Annotated in this window: 16 protein-coding genes; 4 read left to right on the top strand and 12 right to left on the bottom strand. The window is 47.5% G+C overall.

Features of this window, described 5'->3' with window-relative positions; translation table 11 throughout:
- Nucleotides 1-208: 208 nt before the first annotated feature.
- Entirely contained in the window at nt 209-1,546 is a 1,338-nt protein-coding gene (gene ffh, locus DC20_RS16655) for a signal recognition particle protein (protein ID WP_062544863.1), read from the top strand.
- A 218-nt stretch (nt 1,547-1,764) separates the two neighbouring features.
- On the top strand, nt 1,765-3,045 hold the full coding sequence (locus tag DC20_RS16660; RefSeq protein WP_062546011.1) for a glycosyl hydrolase family 8: 1,281 nt from the start codon (nt 1,765-1,767) through the stop codon (nt 3,043-3,045).
- A 163-nt stretch (nt 3,046-3,208) separates the two neighbouring features.
- Here DC20_RS16660 and DC20_RS16665 read toward each other — a convergent pair whose 3' ends face one another.
- From DC20_RS16665 to DC20_RS16695, 7 genes are all read right to left on the bottom strand, one after another.
- Nucleotides 3,209-3,694 carry a nucleoside deaminase gene (locus DC20_RS16665; protein ID WP_062544864.1) on the bottom strand — a complete coding sequence of 162 codons (486 nt, stop codon included), beginning with the start codon at nt 3,692-3,694 and terminating at the stop codon, nt 3,209-3,211.
- Between the two features lie 75 nt (nt 3,695-3,769).
- The gene (locus DC20_RS16670; RefSeq protein ID WP_062544865.1) at nt 3,770-4,291 is read right to left on the bottom strand and encodes a DinB family protein; all 522 of its coding nucleotides are present in this window, start codon (nt 4,289-4,291) and stop codon (nt 3,770-3,772) included.
- 72 nt (nt 4,292-4,363) lie between these two features.
- Complete coding sequence (locus DC20_RS16675; RefSeq protein WP_062544866.1) at nt 4,364-6,694, bottom strand: hybrid sensor histidine kinase/response regulator; 2,331 nt, start codon at nt 6,692-6,694, stop codon at nt 4,364-4,366.
- Nucleotides 6,695-6,706: 12 nt separating this feature from the next.
- On the bottom strand, nt 6,707-7,135 hold the full coding sequence (locus DC20_RS16680; protein WP_062544867.1) for a response regulator: 429 nt from the start codon (nt 7,133-7,135) through the stop codon (nt 6,707-6,709).
- Between the two features lie 60 nt (nt 7,136-7,195).
- Nucleotides 7,196-7,609 (bottom strand): response regulator, encoded by a 414-nt coding sequence (locus tag DC20_RS16685; protein WP_062544868.1) that lies wholly within the window; start codon nt 7,607-7,609, stop codon nt 7,196-7,198.
- Nucleotides 7,610-7,710: 101 nt separating this feature from the next.
- Nucleotides 7,711-8,442 carry a sensor histidine kinase gene (locus tag DC20_RS16690; protein WP_062544869.1) on the bottom strand — a complete coding sequence of 244 codons (732 nt, stop codon included), beginning with the start codon at nt 8,440-8,442 and terminating at the stop codon, nt 7,711-7,713.
- On the bottom strand, nt 8,439-9,947 hold the full coding sequence (locus DC20_RS16695; protein ID WP_062544870.1) for a sensor histidine kinase: 1,509 nt from the start codon (nt 9,945-9,947) through the stop codon (nt 8,439-8,441). The genes DC20_RS16690 and DC20_RS16695 overlap by 4 nt, the downstream gene beginning before the upstream one ends.
- A gap of 342 nt (nt 9,948-10,289) precedes the next feature.
- On the opposite strand from DC20_RS16695, the gene DC20_RS16700 reads away from it, so the two are divergent.
- A complete protein-coding gene (locus DC20_RS16700) occupies nt 10,290-11,006 on the top strand; it encodes a class I SAM-dependent methyltransferase (RefSeq protein WP_062544871.1) in 717 nt (238 codons plus the stop codon).
- Nucleotides 11,007-11,112: 106 nt separating this feature from the next.
- On the opposite strand, the gene DC20_RS16705 is transcribed toward DC20_RS16700, so the two are convergent.
- The 3 genes from DC20_RS16705 to DC20_RS16715 form a co-directional block, all read right to left on the bottom strand.
- The gene (locus tag DC20_RS16705; RefSeq protein WP_062544872.1) at nt 11,113-11,529 is read right to left on the bottom strand and encodes a hypothetical protein; all 417 of its coding nucleotides are present in this window, start codon (nt 11,527-11,529) and stop codon (nt 11,113-11,115) included.
- Between the two features lie 101 nt (nt 11,530-11,630).
- On the bottom strand, nt 11,631-12,614 hold the full coding sequence (locus DC20_RS16710; RefSeq protein WP_062544873.1) for a pyruvate dehydrogenase complex E1 component subunit beta: 984 nt from the start codon (nt 12,612-12,614) through the stop codon (nt 11,631-11,633).
- A gap of 134 nt (nt 12,615-12,748) precedes the next feature.
- Complete coding sequence (locus DC20_RS16715; protein WP_157593197.1) at nt 12,749-14,545, bottom strand: tetratricopeptide repeat protein; 1,797 nt, start codon at nt 14,543-14,545, stop codon at nt 12,749-12,751.
- Between the two features lie 123 nt (nt 14,546-14,668).
- Here DC20_RS16715 and DC20_RS16720 point away from each other — a divergent pair, with 123 nt between their 5' ends.
- A complete protein-coding gene (locus DC20_RS16720) occupies nt 14,669-14,887 on the top strand; it encodes a PspC domain-containing protein (RefSeq protein ID WP_071885641.1) in 219 nt (72 codons plus the stop codon).
- Here DC20_RS16720 and DC20_RS16725 read toward each other — a convergent pair.
- Together DC20_RS16725 and DC20_RS16730 are read right to left on the bottom strand one after the other, a co-directional pair.
- Entirely contained in the window at nt 14,852-15,904 is a 1,053-nt protein-coding gene (locus DC20_RS16725; RefSeq protein WP_062544876.1) for a glycosyltransferase family 2 protein, read from the bottom strand. The two genes, DC20_RS16720 and DC20_RS16725, sit on opposite strands and share 36 nt — an antisense overlap.
- Nucleotides 15,894-16,229, bottom strand: coding sequence for a YbaB/EbfC family nucleoid-associated protein (locus DC20_RS16730; protein WP_062544877.1), 336 nt, complete (start codon nt 16,227-16,229; stop codon nt 15,894-15,896). Before DC20_RS16730 ends, DC20_RS16725 begins: the two co-directional genes overlap by 11 nt.
- Nucleotides 16,230-16,365 lie beyond the last annotated feature (136 nt).

Consider the following 16,365-nt stretch of genomic DNA (forward strand, 5'->3'; position numbering starts at 1 on the left):
TCAGGTAATTAAACTAGTTGAACGAACGGAAACCGTTTTTAGGGTGTTTTAGGTAAAACAGCACAAAAGCAGTTTAATTATCAACCCAATGTATAGTTAAGCCCGAATATACGTACCTATGGGTAAAAGATGCTGAACTTCCGCAAATTCTGCGTATTTTTGTCTTTGTCACACATCGAAAAATATCTAACTCAGTCATATATCCCACATGTTTGAGAATTTAAGTACCAAGCTGGACCGCGCCTTTAAAACCCTGAAGGGACAAGGCAGCATCACCGAGATCAACGTTGCCCAGACCATCAAAGAAGTGCGCCGCGCCTTAGTGGATGCCGACGTAAACTACAAGGTGGCCAAAACGGTAACCGACAAGATCAAGGACGAGGCCATGGGCCGCGACGTTCTGATTGCGGTTTCTCCGGGCCAGTTGATGGTGAAAATCGTGCACGAAGAACTCACCGAGTTAATGGGTGGCGAGAAGAAAGACATTAACATCAACGGTTCTCCCGCTATTGTATTAATTGCTGGTCTGCAAGGTTCTGGTAAAACCACTTTTACTGGTAAACTGGCCAACTTCCTGAAAAGACAAGGAAAAGGCGTGATGGTGGCTGCCTGTGACGTGTACCGTCCGGCTGCGATTGACCAGTTGAACGTGTTAGCAGACCAGGTAGGCGTAGACTTCTATGCCGAGCGCGAGTCAAAAGATCCGGTTTCTATTGCCCGCAATGCGGTAGAGCACGCGAAGCGTACCGGTAAGAAAGTAATCATCATTGACACTGCTGGTCGTTTGGCCGTGGATGAGGCAATGATGCAGGAAATTTACGACATCAAGGAGGCCATTAGGCCAACGGAGACTTTGTTTGTGGTTGACTCCATGACGGGTCAGGATGCTGTAAATACTGCCAAAACCTTCAACGAGCGCATCAACTTTGATGGCGTGGTGTTGACTAAGTTGGATGGTGACTCCAGGGGTGGTGCTGCCCTCTCCATCAGAGCCGTAGTAGAGAAACCAATCAAGTTTATTTCTACCGGTGAGAAAATGGAAGCCCTGGACCTGTTCTATCCAGACCGGATGGCCCAGCGTATCTTGGGTATGGGTGACGTAATCTCCCTGGTAGAGCGTGCGCAGCAGACCTTTGACGAGGACGAAGCCAAGCGTATCAACAAGAACATCCGTAAAAACCAGTTCAACTTTGATGACTTCTTGTCGCAGTTAGAGCAGATCAAGCGGATGGGTGATATCAAAGACCTGGTAGGCATGATCCCGGGGGTAAGCAAAATGCTGAAAGACGTGGACATTGACGAAAGCGCCTTTGCCCCAATTGAGGCAATCATCAAGTCTATGACCAAGGAAGAGCGCCAGAACCCAGATATGATCAGCGGCAGCCGCCGTAACCGTATCGCAAAAGGTTCAGGAACTACTATTCAGCAGGTGAACAATCTTATGAAGCAGTTCAACGACATGCGTAAAATGATGCGCAGCATGAACAAGATGGCTGGTACCAAAGGCGGTCTTGCCAAGTTGGGTAACATGATGGGACGTCGCTAGTCGTCGTACTTTTCCCTTATATTTTTCAAACAGAAAGGCTCGTACCACTTAGGTGCGAGCCTTTCTGTTTTTATACTATCTTTCGGGAAAATAGTACCGAAAGGCTGAGGAATGTTCTGTCCGCTAGTTACTCTTGAAACACTTCGGGAGCTTACCAAAGCTTCATTCAATTTATGAAAGCAATATCTTTGTTCTTCCCATTTAAAAAACATTTTAAAATGGCTTGCCACCTTGTGATAGGTGGTAGTCTTTTACTATCCATGTTGTCCTGTTCTCCGCAGGCAAACTCCTCCTTACAAACAGGTAAAGGAGCATATGCCACCAGGCAGTACCGTAATCTATTCAAAGAAAATGGGCATGCGGAAGAAGAAGTCCTAAGGAAGATACAAGCAGGTTATCAGCAGTTATTTGAGGGCGACTCTGCCACCCAGGCTATCTATTTTGCGGCGGGGAAGAACGAGAAAGGGCCTTTGGCCTATATCTATGACGTGTACAACAAAGACGTGCGTAGCGAGGGCATGTCATACGGGATGATGATTGCCGTGCAAATGGACAAGAAAACAGAGTTTGATGCCCTCTGGAACTATGCCATGACACACATGTACATAGACCAGCCAGGACACCCTTCAGAGGGATATTTTGCCTGGTCTGTGAAGCCAGATGGCACGCGCAACTCAGAAGGCCCGGCTCCGGATGGCGAAGAGTACTTTGTGACCGCCCTGTATTTTGCCTCTGGCCGATGGGGCAACGGGCAGGGAATCTACCAGTACAAAGAGTGGGCTGATAAGATTTTGACTACCATGCGGCACCACCCTGAGACGTCTGGTACTACCAAGTTCGGTCCGCAAATCTCTGGTCCTATGGTGAACGAGGAGAAAAGAATGATTCTTTTCGTGCCCACAAACCAGGGCAGAAAGTTTACTGACCCATCGTACCACTTACCCGCCTTTTATGAACTGTGGGCCCTCTGGGGACCAAAAGCCGACCGCGAATTTTGGAAAGCAGCCGCTGATACCAGCCGGGCTTTTATTCAGAAAACTACCCATCCTAAAACTGGTCTGGCTCCTGATTACGCCCACTTTGACGGGAAACCAGTGACTACTCCTTTCAACCCAAACTCCCATCACTTTGCCTATGATTCCTGGCGTACTGCCATGAACTGGAGCGTAGACTGGGCCTGGTGGCAGAAAGACCCTAAAGAACAAGAACTCAGCAACAGAATTCAAGCTTTCTTCGCCTCTGAGGGACTTACGTCTTATGGACACATCTATACCCTTGACGGAAAAAAGGTAAGTTCCGGACCTTCGGCGGGGTTGATTTCTACAAACGCTACCGTAAGTCTAGCCTCCACTCATCCTGTGGCCAAGGAATTTGTAGAAGCCCTCTGGAACTTGCCGGTTCCACATACCGTAGGGGACCGTTATTACGGTGGTTTGCTGTATCTGATGAGTTTGCTGCATTGCAGCGGCCAGTTTAAGATTTACAAACCTAAGAAATAGCTTACTTTAGGCTTTTATTGCTGAAATCAGCATTGAAGCATCAATGCTCCTGTTCCGCCACATCAATTAAGCCAAGCGGAATCAGTTTTTCCTAATTGCTGTGCCAGAGTTTACTCTCCAAATACTTGGAGGCTGATTATATAAAAGAGGCCTGTAAGTGGCATCAATAATCAGTTCTTCCCTCATGCTGTTCCCATGCTTTGAACCCTTCCAAAGCCTCTTCGTGCAGAAGCTGTTCCATGGAAAGCGAACGGGAATGAAGCGGTAGTTCCAGTTCTTCATAGATGAAGGCATCGTCAAAACCTACCGCGGCGGCGTCTGCTTTGGTGTTGCCATAATAGACTTTGTCTAGGCGTGCCCAGTAAATGGCGCCTAAGCACATGGGGCAAGGTTCGCAGCTGGTGTAGAGTTCACAGCCCGTGAGCTGAAAAGTGCCTAAAACCTGGCAAGCCTTTCTAATAGCATCTACCTCAGCATGGGCAGTAGGGTCATTGCTGGAGGTGACATTGTTGAACCCATGCGCAATGATTTCTCCATTTTTGACCACCACGGCTCCAAAAGGACCACCTTTGCCTTCTCTCATTTTTTCTATGGATAGCCGGATGGCTTCACGCATAAAGTTTTCTTTGGAAGAAGTCGAATCAGCCATGGGGAGTAGCAAATTTGATGTGAAAGTAAATACGCGAAATTTATTCAAAATGGCTGCTAAGATAATAAAGGCTTCTTAAGAAAGAAGCCGACGCATTTGCCTTCTGTGGTGTTCTGTATGCTCTACCAGAAAGGTAAGGGTTTGAGGCATGGTCAGCATACCCGCACGGGGATGAAAGAAGACCTCTTTTCCTAGCTGCTGCGTGGGGTAGGCAGTTAAGATGTTGTGAAGTTTTTCCCGGGTTTCTTTCCATTCCTGCATGACTGAAACTAAGTCTACCTGCTCGGGCACCTCTCGTACCTGGGGTGGGGCTTTGAATTTGATAGGTAGTTTAAGGAGCAGGTTCAGCAATAAAGACCTGACTTTTGTAGCCAGCTTCAATGGCTTTAGCGCCTTCCTGGTTTTAAGCCTGTTCTCCAACCCATTTACTACCTGCTGGTCAACCCTGGCCAGGTGAAACAACACCTGAGCAGCGGACCATTGATTTGGGCCTGGTTGCTTGTGTTGAAGAGGCGCAGGAGCTTTTTGTACCCATGCGCAGAATTCTTCCCGTTGTTTTTCTAGCCGCAGGAAAGTTGGTTCAAGCAAAGCGTTCATGGCGGTAGATTTATAAAGTTGTGCCCTTTAGAGGCTGTTTTGGGCAAAGGAGCTTGAAACTGAGAAGAAAGCTTAAGCTTCTTTCAGGTTCTCCAACTCCTTTTTCAACTGGTGAATAGAATGGGACACCAGTGTAACCATCTGCTGAGCCAATGCTGGCAATTCCTCGGTATTGGTGCGGTTCAACGCCGATTGCTCAATAGTCGTGTTCAGTTCCTCTAGTTGCTGAATGCCTACCAATGCAATAGAAGGCTTTATTTTGTGGGCCAGGGTTCTGGTCTCTGTCCAATTAGCAACTGCAACGGCTCTGGTCAGTTCCTGCACTAACCCCGGGGTCTGGTCAATGAACAGTTTTAAGATGTCACGCATGAACTCCACGTTTCCATTCGCGAAGTTCTCAAGATAGGTAAGATCAACCTGCAGCGTCTCCTTCTGCGAGAAAGGAGTAGTTTCTGATGCAGTTTCAACATTCCTTGTCCTTAGTAAGGAGGTCATCTCGTGCAAAAGATCCTCGGCCTTAAAAGGCTTGGAAACATACGTGTTTGCGCCGGCTGAAAGGCATTTGGTGATTTCCCCCTCTGAGGCATGGGCCGTCAAGGCAATGATAGGAATGTCTCTGTGGGACGGAAGTTGCTGCCGGATGTACTGCATGGCTTCATAACCATCCATCTCGGGCATCTGCATGTCCATCAAAACAAGATCAAAGGATTGCTGCCGAAGGAGGTTAATCGCTTCCTGGCCATTGTTGGCCATGGTCACCAGTACCTCTTTGTCCCGCAGAACTTTGTTGACCAGCATCTGGTTCACCGCGTTGTCTTCCACCAACAGGATCTTGGCGTTCTTAAGCACTTTGGTGCTCAGTTGGTCTGCTTGTTGATTAGCCGTTAGTTGAGTGCTTTTCCCTTCTATTTTCCCAAAAGGCAGGACAAACCGGAAACAACTGCCTTTGTCCTTCTCACTTTCCACTGAAATTTGCCCGCCTTGAGCTTCAATGAGCTCCTTTGCAATAGATAATCCTAAGCCTGTTCCACCAAACCGACGGGTGGTGTCACTGCTGCCTTGGGTAAACTTCTCAAAGATGGTTTCCAGTTTATCTTTTGCAATGCCTATGCCGGTGTCTTTCACCGTGAATTCCAGTTGAAGCTGGTCTTCTTTCTGGGTAATGACTTCAACTTGCAACCTAATTGTGCCATCTTGGGTGAACTTAATGGCATTGCCAATAAGGTTGTTCAGGATCTGGCTTAACCTGAAAGGGTCACCTTCTACCATTTGAGGAATATCTTCATCAAACAGGAGTTTGAGGGTGTTTTTCCGCTCATGGGCCCTAATCTCAAGTATGTCCAGCAGCTGTTTGATTAGTAACTTCAGATCAAAGGGGATAACCTCAAACGTAATCTTGCCGGCTTCTATTTTAGAGAAATCCAGCAGGTCATTGATGATGACCATAAGGTTATTGGCCGAGGTATGAATGCCCTGCAGGTACTCTTTCTGGTTTTCGTTTAAAGGTGTTTTTGCCAAAACCTCGCTTAAGCCCAAAATGCCGTTCATGGGAGTCCTGATTTCATGACTCATGTTTGCCAGGAATTGCTCTTTCACCTGGGCCATGCTCAAAGCCTCGTCTTTCGCCCTTTTCAGTTCTTCCTCAATCTGAATGCGTTCTGTAATGTTGTAGCAAACACTGATTAAACCGTTCACCTCACCGCTAGGGGTTTTCAGAGGAAGAAACAGGCAATCAAACCAGACGCCTCTAACCTCAACGGTGCAGGTAGATCTTTTTCCGTTGAGGGTGCGTTTCGCGCATTTGACGATAACAGGATAGTCTTTGTAGGCTTCAAACAAAGAACTACCTACTGACTGAGAATCCACCTTTCCAATCAGAGATAGGCCTCTTCCCCGGCTCATGGTAAAGATGCCGTTCTTATCTGTGGCTACCAGGATAATGGGAGCTCCATTGATAACCGTTTCCAGTTGCTCCTGGGTTCTGGCTAGCTGTTCTTGTGTCTGGAGGCGTTCCTGCTCAATTTTGTGGAGCCGGATGGCGGTCCTGATGCTTTGGGAGATACCTTCCGGGGTGAGCAGGGTCTTAGGCAGGTAATCGGAAGCACCGGTTTTGATGGCTTCTACGGCAATACGCTCATCGCCTTGGGAGGTAACAATTTGTACAGGGGTAGAAATACCTTTTTCCCTTATCTTCTGCAGCAACTCCAGCCCGTTCATATCGGGTAACATGAAGTCAATGAAAATAAAATCAAAGGTCTCCTGGTCTAGTGCCTCCAAGGCTTCTGAGCCCAACGAGGCATTTTTGATAGAGGCTTCTACCTGGGCTGTGCGGAGAGACCGCTTTATAATCATCCGGTCTACTTCATCGTCATCAACAATCAGAAGTCTTACCGGAGCATCCATGAGGAGGGAAGTTTAGTTAGGCAGTTCAATTAAATTCCAGAAAGATTGCAAAGTGCCAATTTTCTCTACAAAGGAAGAATATTGAAGTGGTTTTACAATGTAACCTGCCACGTTTAAGTCATAAGCCTCCAATAAATCCTGCGATGAACCTTGCCCGGTCATAACAAACACACTACAGGCTTTCAGTTGTGGGTTCTTTCTGAGCTCCTTTAAAAACTCAAGTCCACCCATTTCAGGCAGGTTCAGGTCCAGCAAAATGATTTGGGGAATGGGAGAAAGAGCTGTCATTCCTCTCCCTAACAGCATGTCCAGCGCCACCTTTCCGTTAGGAGCAACGTGAATGGGGTTTTCAACTCCTTTGGCTTGAAAGGCACGTTTGGTAGTGGCAACATCCACTGGATCATCCTCCACCAACAGAATATGGGCATGTTTGCTGTTCAAAACGAATCAATTAGAAGGTATAACGGAGGGGGATGGTAAAAATACGTATTTTTTATTTCTCTATGGTCTCTCGCACAATTTCCAGTAACGGTTAAGGGTGGCTACGGAGCTCAGAAACTTCTCAAAGGAAAGGGGCTTCAAGATGTATCCGGCTACGTTTAAGTTGTAGGCGTTTATTTTGTCACTGTCTTCATTAGAGGTAGTCATCACAAACACACTGATACGGTTTAAGGTAGAGTCTTTCCTTAATTCCTGTAGAAATTCTATGCCGTTCATTTTGGGCATGTTGATATCCAGAATGATGATGGGGGGCATAGGTATAGTGCCAGATCGCAACACTTCAAGAGCTTCCAGACCATTACGTGTGATGTGCAGCGGGTTGGTGATGTTGTTTTTCTTGAAGGCCCGTTGCACGTTCATGATATCTACTTCATCATCTTCAACGAGGAGAATGTGTACTTCTTTATCTTCCATGGTTTAAGTTATAACAGAGGATCGCAAAAATCCTTATCTTTATCTTAAGTGAGCAGGTTCTACGGAAAATGCCCCCGAAACTGATATTTATTAAGGTGAAATTATTGGGGTGCAACAAAGCTGGTTTCTAGTGACTTTGGCCAAAGGAAGGTGAAAACTGAGCCTGTACCCGGTTCTGATTCCAACCAAATAGACCCACCTACAAACTGGAGAATCTTGCGGCAGATGGTGAGGCCCACGCCTAAATTCGCCTGCAAGTCTTTGGGTTGTATAGAGTAAAACATCTTGAATACTTTTTCATGGGCTTCGGCCGGAATGCCAATCCCATTGTCTTTTACCTTAAACAAAAAATGTTCTTCCTGTTCTGTAGCCTCTACCCAGATTTCAGGGGTAACCTGTTGTGTGTATGTTATCGCATTCTGCAGCAAGTGGACAAAGACAGTCTCTAACTTTTTGGAGTAGGTGGTAAGGGTAGGCAAGTTGCTAGCGTGAACTACTACGTTTTGTTCCTTATCTAAATTGGTCACAACTAGTTCCAGTAGTTCCTGCACGTTTACGGGCTTGATTTCTAGATCATAGCGCGGAACACGGGAAAAAACAAGCAAGCCGTTGATCATTCGTTCCATCCGTTCAGTGCGGCTCTGCAGAAGGGTGATGTTCTGTTTCACATCAGGTTCCAGGTTTTCGCCCAGATCTTCCCGTATCCACTCAGACAAATTGCTGATGGCCCGCAGAGGAGCTTTCAGATCATGTGAGACAATATAGGCGAACTCCTCATATTCCTTTTTAAGTTCTTCCAACTGCTGCTGACAGGTTTGCTCTGCGTTTTTCATAAGCTTACGGTAGGAGAAGTGCTAACAAGTGAAGAGGCTTTTGGCCAGGTAAACAGGAATGTGGTGCCTTTCCCTTTCTCAGATTCTATCCAGATTTTACCGCCTTTTTCTTCTACTATCTTTTTTACAATGGAAAGCCCTACTCCGGTGCTTTCTTTCACGTCTCGGGCTTCCATGGTTTGGAACATTGCAAATACTTTGTCCTGGTATTCTTTAGGAATACCGGGGCCGTCGTCCTTAATCTCAAACTGGAAGAAGTTCGGCAGTTCTTTTGCCCGCACCTCTATTTTTCCTTCCTGCCGGTGGTGGTACTTGAAGGCGTTACTTAACAGGTTTGAGAAGATCTGGTAAAACAAGGTGCGCTCACCCGTAATGGTAGGCAATGGGGCGGGTGTGGTGACGGTGAACGTGGCAGGAGGTGCCAGGTTCTCCAAGGTTTCTTTAAGCAAATCCTGGGTAGAAAAAGTGCTTTGGGAAAGTGATTGGCGCCCCACCCGGGAATAATCAAGAATCCCGTTGATGAGGTTTTCCATGCGTTGAACCCGGCCCCGCAAGATGGTTAAGTTATTGATGATATCATCGTCTTTGGTAACCAGGTCTTCGGCAATCCATTCGGCTAGATTGTTGATGGCTCTAAGAGGGGCTTTCAGGTCATGGGAAACTACATAGGCAAACTGGTCCAGCTCTTTGTTCATTTTGGTGAGGTGGGTAAAGTTACTTTGCAGTTGGGCTGCCATCACGTTCAATGACTGAGTCAGGCTGCTGATCTCATCATTATGCTTGTCTACCACTGACACGCTGTAGTCACCTTTGGCAATGCTGTTGGCCAGGCTGTTCATGCGCTGGAACCTCTTTCTGATCGTTTTTCCCAGAATATAGGAAATCAGGCTGCCCGCTAGAATGGAAAGCAAGGTAAGTCCAACCGCCAGGTAGTTGGTGCGGGCGAAGGACGAATTCAATTCATTTAACCTGGTTACTTTCGTGCGTTCTTCTTCCTTCTTGATCAACTCAAACCGGTCCCGTGCCCGGTCCATGATGCGCTTACCTGTTCCCTGCGCCGCCGTAGCGTTGAATAAGGAATCATAGCGGGCTTTGTCACGGGCGCTCTTTGTTGCATTGGCCCTACTTTCCAGCAAAGGGACCGCAAACGTCTTCAACCATTTGTTCGCATCTTCCCTAATCAGGTGAACCTGTTTATTTTGCTCTGGGTAGGCCTCAGTTAAGGAGTCGAGGTGATGGAGACTTATGTTGAATTGTTTTTGGCCCTCACGGTAGGGTTCGAGAAAAGGACCCTTGCCAATCAGCAGAAAGCCCCTAAGGCCGGTTTCCATATCCAGGATCAACTTTTGAGCACGTTCAGCCTCCCTGATGATGCTGGCCGTGTAGAGAACGTCTTCTATGCTGTTCTTGACTTTTTTGGTTTGTTGAATGTAGCCCATCGTCACAATGCAAAACATGGCCAGTATCAAACCGATGGCTGTGTAGATGGTAGTAATTAATTTCATAAAAGTATCTCTTAGAAGAGGGGCTAGGGGGTTCTAAGTAAGATATAAAGATAACCGATGCGAATCATTCCTGCTGTCTCTTCCCTTTTTAGTTAAAGACCACGGAATTAATGTGAAAAACTTATTCTTCTCCCTGTAATCATGATTTTGGCCCATTAACAAGGAAGGTAAACTGAACTGAGGTGCAAAACTCTTCAAATTCTATTTTCCTTAATACCCTTTTCGTTGAACAAGGGAGTTCAGACGATGGAGGATTACTGAATTCAGCAGAGGCGGACTTGTTTAAAATAAATGGGAAGGCTCACACGGAATAGGTAAATTTGAGAGTTTACATGCTTTCATATGCTAAATGAGAAACCAGATCCCATGGGCGGCGCCATCAAAGCCTACTTGGAAGGAAATAATAATGCTTCCATCACCGTCTACTCAGACCAGATGGAAGCCGATGAATTGCCTGCTGCTTATCTGTTTCGGGAGTTTTCAGAAATGCCCGAGCGGGAGCAGTTTGCCCTGAAAGAAGCTAGAGGGAAGGTGCTGGACATTGGGGCTGGGGCAGGTTCGCATGCGTTAGCTTTGCAAACGCAGGGGCTAGAGGTAACTGCCCTGGAGATTTCAGGCAAAGCCGTGGAAGTCCAGAAAGCCCGCGGAGTGAAAAACGTGTTGCACGGCGATTTCTTTACCCTTCCGGCCACGCCGCATGATACCCTGCTGCTGCTTATGAACGGGATAGGACTAGCCGGAACGTTAGAGGGGCTGCCTCATTTTCTTGAAACTTGTAAAAAATGGCTCGCTCCCGGTGGACAGATATTGCTGGAGTCTTCAGACATTCTTTACCTGTATGAAGAGGAAGACGGATCAGTTTTGCTGGATCTGAACGGCGCCTACTATGGGGAGCTCACCTACATGATGGAGTTTGAAGACGAGAGAACTGATCCTTTCCCATGGCTTTTCATCAATTTTGACCTGCTTCAACAATACGCTGAGGAAGCGGGCCTAAAGGCTGAGTTGCTTCTGCAGGAGGAGGATGATCATTACATAGCACGTCTGACCCAAGTTTGACCTACTTCCAAATCAAAAAGCCAGTGCTCTGGTTTACGCTCCGTTTTCATGAAACAGGGCATAAACCAGAGCACTGGCTTTTCAAAACAAAATAAAGGAGTACTAATTACCGCGCTTCTACAGAATCTACCAAAAAGGTATTGTCAGCCTGCCAGAAGCGGAACTTGTGCCAACCTGGAGTAGTGAATTTGTACCGGAACGTAAACGAAATTTGTTTTGAGATGTCAGCGCATACGGCTTGCAGGTCCTCTACCGGGTAAGCGGCATAAATGGTGATATTGGTTCCTGAAGGAGTAAGTACAGAGTCTGCCCGGGAGAATCGTCCGCACCCATTGTTGGGTCTGAAGAGCACCCGGAGGTTGAGCGTGGTATCTACTTTTACCGGCACCCGCGGGAACCCCACAGTTTCTTCCACCGGGGCAGGCAACACCACCTCCTGTAATTCAGATTTCTCTGTACACGCTGCCACCGTTCCCACAAGAAACAAGACAGCAGCCACAAGCTTTACCTTTTTCTGGATCATCCTCTTTAAAGGCTCATTTTGTAAAACCAAGCCAAAAGCCCGGAAAAGCAAGAGCCGACCATTGGTATAAAGGTCGGCTCTTGAAATTTATTGTAGGTGGCCTACGCTTTTGCGTACGTCACGTCTTTTACGGCTTGGATTACGCGCTTCACGTTTGGCAAAGAAGCCTCAATCAGAGTTGGGGCATAAGGCAGCGGAACATCGCGGCAGGTAACGCGTTTCACTGGAGCATCCAGGTAATCAAACGCGTTGTGCTGTACATGGAAAGCGATCTCAGAAGAGATAGAAGCCAATGGCCATGCTTCTTCTACCACCACTAAGCGGTTCGTTTTCTTTACAGACTCTACGATGGCTTTGTAGTCAATAGGACGAACAGAGCGAAGGTCAAGAACTTCAGCATCTACACCGTCTTTGGCTAATTCCTCAGCCGCTTGCAAAGCCAGTTTTACCATCTTCCCGAAAGAAACAATGGTTACGTCTTTTCCTGAGCGCTTGATATCAGCTACGCCGATAGGAATTAAATATTCTTCCTCTGGCACTTCGCCTTTGTCACCGTACATCAACTCAGACTCCATGAAGATCACCGGGTCGTTGTCACGGATGGCAGACTTCAACAAACCTTTGGCGTCATACGGGTTAGATGGAACCACTACTTTCAAGCCTGGGGTGTTAGCATACCAGTTTTCGAAGTTCTGAGAGTGCTGAGAAGACAACATACCAGCGTTACCAGTTGGGCCTCTGAACACCATAGGAGCAGAGTACTGTCCGCCTGACATGGACATGATTTTAGCAGCGGAGTTGATGACCTGGTCAATGGCCACCAAAGAGAAGTTGAAGGTCATGAACTCGATGATTGGCTTTAAACCGTTCATGGCAGCACCCACGCCAATACCGGCAAAGCCCAGCTCAGCAATAGGCGTGTCAATCACGCGCTCTGGCCCAAACTCATCCAGCATGCCCTGGCTCACTTTGTAAGCACCGTTGTATTCGGCAACTTCCTCGCCCATCAGGAACACTTTTGGGTCGCGGCGCATTTCTTCGCTCATTGCCTCACGCAATGCCTCTCTGAATTGTATGGTTCTCATAGTAAGATTTTCAACGTCTATCTAAAGGGTAAAATTAAGACATGCGGCACAAATAAAAAAACGCATCTCTGTTTAGTAGCAATATGATGAATGGGTTTCTGAATCCAGCCTTAATTTAGAAAAACAAGCCAAAATCAACGTTTCTGTTTCAGGGCATCAGCAAAAGCAGTTGTTTTATGGTACTTTCTGAACTCTAGATCTTCAATGGCCTTTCCTGCAAGCGTCGGTTGAACTTTGATGGCTTCTCTTAAATGCTGGGCCATCAGTTCCTCTTTTTGGCTGCGGGCACCAATCACGGCCATCAGATAATGTGCATTAGCATCCTGTGGGTAAGTGGCAAGTAGTTTTTGGCCAAGCTCAGCAGCGCCTTCATAATTTTCTTTCAGGAAGTACAGCAGCGCCATGTTGAATTGGGCAGCATACCCGGTTCCGGCAAACGAAAGGCTACGCACCGCATCATCATATTGACCAATGCTTAGTTCCAGGGCGGCTTTGTCTGTGAAAACCTGTTGCAGCACAGGTAATGGTCCTCCTAACCTGATGGCATAATCATAGCTCTGCAGGGCCTCCAGTGGGTCTCCGTGTTGGTGATGGGCTACGGCCAGGTTATAGAACTGCTGCGCCTCTGGTTTGCGGTGAGCAGCGTAGCGAAGGTTCAGAATTGCTTTCTCCAGCAGTGCTTGCTTCACCTTGGGCCGAATCTCTTTCTGAGCCTGCTCAAAAAACACCATACCAAGGTTGTTCAAAGACTGCCAGCCCATGTACGTTTCCACGGCAGATTCATAGATGCGTCTTTTCTCCGCCAGCAGGGGAGTTAAGGTGGCGGCGTAGCGCATTTCTTCGGCAGTAAGCGCATCTGCATTGGCCCGGTTCTCTACAATCTTCTTAGCCAGAAGATACACCTCGTAGTCACGTTTCGGATTGGTTTTGGAATCTACGGTGACCTCCGCGAAGCGTAACACAGGGTACACGTATGTTTCCAGGTAGTCATAGGCGGGAAGGGCCTGTAATTTTTCCTCTTTTTCTGAGAAAGACCCCGGACCATTCACAATGGCTAGAATTTGCTGTTTTTGTTCCTCGGGCAGGGCTGAGCTTTGCACCCGACCCAGCATGGCTTGCCAGTTGTTTTGCACTGTACGCACGTCAAAGTTGATATCAGAGACGGTGTTGTTATACCCTTCAGTATCTATTTTCTGCTTGATGAAGCGCTCAACCGCTACGGCTCTTCGGGTGGCCAGGTTGCGGGTTGAGGTTTCCATCTGGTCTGGAGAGTGCATGGCCACAATCTCAATCTTAGTTGTTTTTTGGTTTGATTTTATAAATTCATCCAATAACTGCAGATTGGTGCCATAGCCCTGGCGCAAGGTGGCTAGCCCCTGGTCAAAATAGATGGGAAAGCGCAAAGGGCCAGCGGAGTCACTTTTAACGGGTTCAGGAGCGTAGGCGGGGGCATGCACGGTCTGGATCAAGGTTGGAGTAGTGATGATGCCTTGCGCCAGAACCTTTGCTTTGGTATATTTTTTACGGCCTTTGGGGTCTGTTATCACTCCCTGTGCCATCAACTGCCCGGTGATTTTGGAAGGCGAATACGGAAAAGCAAAAGAGCTCATCATGGTGGGTTTGCCTTCTACGAAATTGTAGTTCCCAAAGTCAAAGCCCAGGGAGCCTACGTGCTCTTCAATTCCCTTAGTGCCCTTGTAGTAAATCCTGATACCGTAACGATAGTCATTGTTCAGCAGATTCTTAGGTAATTGCGCCTGCACTTCTACCGGAACCTGGTTCCCTCGTATCATGAGAACCTCCGGCTGGGCCGTGATTATCTGCTCCTTCTCTGCTTTTCGGGCCATTCTGGAAAGGGTACAACCGGTAATTGATAGAAGGGCAAGAAATAAACTGAACGCGGAGAGGGAACGGGAGAAAACTAAGGGCATATCTTATTAACAACAAGAAACGTATAGAAACGTTATTAGACTCACATGAGAATCCTTTTTCAGAGGGAAAGTTACGGTAGAATTTGTTATTTTATTTATCTTAGAGGGTTAACTTTTCATGCCATGAAAAATATACAGTATTTCCTGGAAAGCCAAGCCTTTGGGGTGTGTACCAAACTGGGGGAAAAGTTAGGGTTCGCTACCAGCAGCATCCGTCTTTATTTTATTTATCTCTCTTTCTTAACGTTCGGCTCACCGGTATTGGTGTACCTGGTCATGGCTTTTTGGCTGAACATACAGAAGATACTACGCCGGGAGCGCAGCACTGTCTGGGATCTCTAAGGCGCTGAATTCCTTTTTTCCTTTCACAAAATATTCCCATACCACACTCTGCTGACTCCAACCAGTAAGTTCATGGGTGCGCTTTTTCACCGGAACTTCCTTCCGTTTCTCTTTCCAGAAAGGCTTGTCAGCAAGAAATGCACGATGCGCCTTGTAGATCGCCTTTACCTCTTTCCATTCGCCTTTCAGAAAATATTGCGTAGCCGCCACGCCGTCTAACACCAATCTGGTGTACAGGATTTTGTCTACTTCGGCATCAGCCAGATTTTTGTAAAGGAGCGCCGCACCGTTCCGGAAGTTTAAGAAAGTTTTTCTCGGGTTTGATTTGGGCAGGGTGCCGCCACCCACGTGGTACACTGTGCTGTGGCCTTGGTAGTAAATATGGTAACCCAGGTTCTGGAGGCGCCAGCAAAGGTCAATCTCCTCCATATGCGCAAAGAACCTTTTCTCAAAACCACTGGCTTTCCAATAGGCTTCTGCCCTGATTAACAAGCAAGCCCCAGTGGCCCAGAAAACCGGCCGAGTATCATCGTATTGGCCACGGTCTTCTTCTACGGTGTCAAATAAGCGGCCTCGGCAAAAGGGATATCCATGGGCATCCAGGAATCCGCCCGCAGCCCCGGCATGTTCAAAGTGGGTGCGCTGGTGAAACGATTTGATTTTGGGTTGACAGGCGGCAATAGGTGGGTTCTTCTCCAGCAGATCCAACATGGGAACGAGCCAGTTGGGCGTTACCTCCACATCTGAGTTGAGCAGCACGTAATAGGTGGCCTCCACCTGACGGAGGGCTTGGTTGTATCCTTCACAGAAACCTAAATTCTCCGGCAACTGGATAAGCCGGACCTGCGGATACTGCGCCCGGAGAAACGAAACGGAGTCATCTTGGGAGGCATTGTCGGCCACCACGATTTCAGCTTCGGGGCTGTTTTGCAAAACAGAGGGTAAAAACTGCTCTAACCAGCGGCGGCCATTCCAGTTGAGAATCACCACCGCCACTTTAGGGGAATTATAAGCCAAAGTTGCTCAGGTCTAAGCCAGGAATGTTAGGGAGCATGCCCTCGGTTTGTTTCTTGATTTCCTCTTTTCCGCGCTCACCAGCTTCGTCCATGGCTTTGTTCACGGCGGCAACTACCAGGTCAGCCAGCATTTCCTTATCGTCAGGGTTCATGAGCGTTTCGTCAAACTCCACCTTCAATAACCGGCGGTCTCCGGTGGCAGTGGCTTTCACCATGCCGCCTCCGGCCTCGGCCGAAACCTGTATGTGCCGGAGGTTATCCTGGACCTCTTTCATTTTGGCCTGCATCTCCTTCACCTTATTCATCATCCCGAACATGTCAAACATAATCTTCTTCTTTTAGTGGGTTCTTCAAGTTAACGCGGAAACAGGGGCAGAAGATACTATTGTGCCTCCATTGAAATCCGACGCCAAATTACTTCATTTTCCCTGAACCCGATACGTTGCGGCCGAGCTTTTCAGA

Origin of the sequence: Rufibacter tibetensis, from assembly GCF_001310085.1 — a bacterium.
In the GTDB taxonomy this organism is placed as follows: Bacteria; Bacteroidota; Bacteroidia; order Cytophagales; family Hymenobacteraceae; genus Nibribacter; species Nibribacter tibetensis.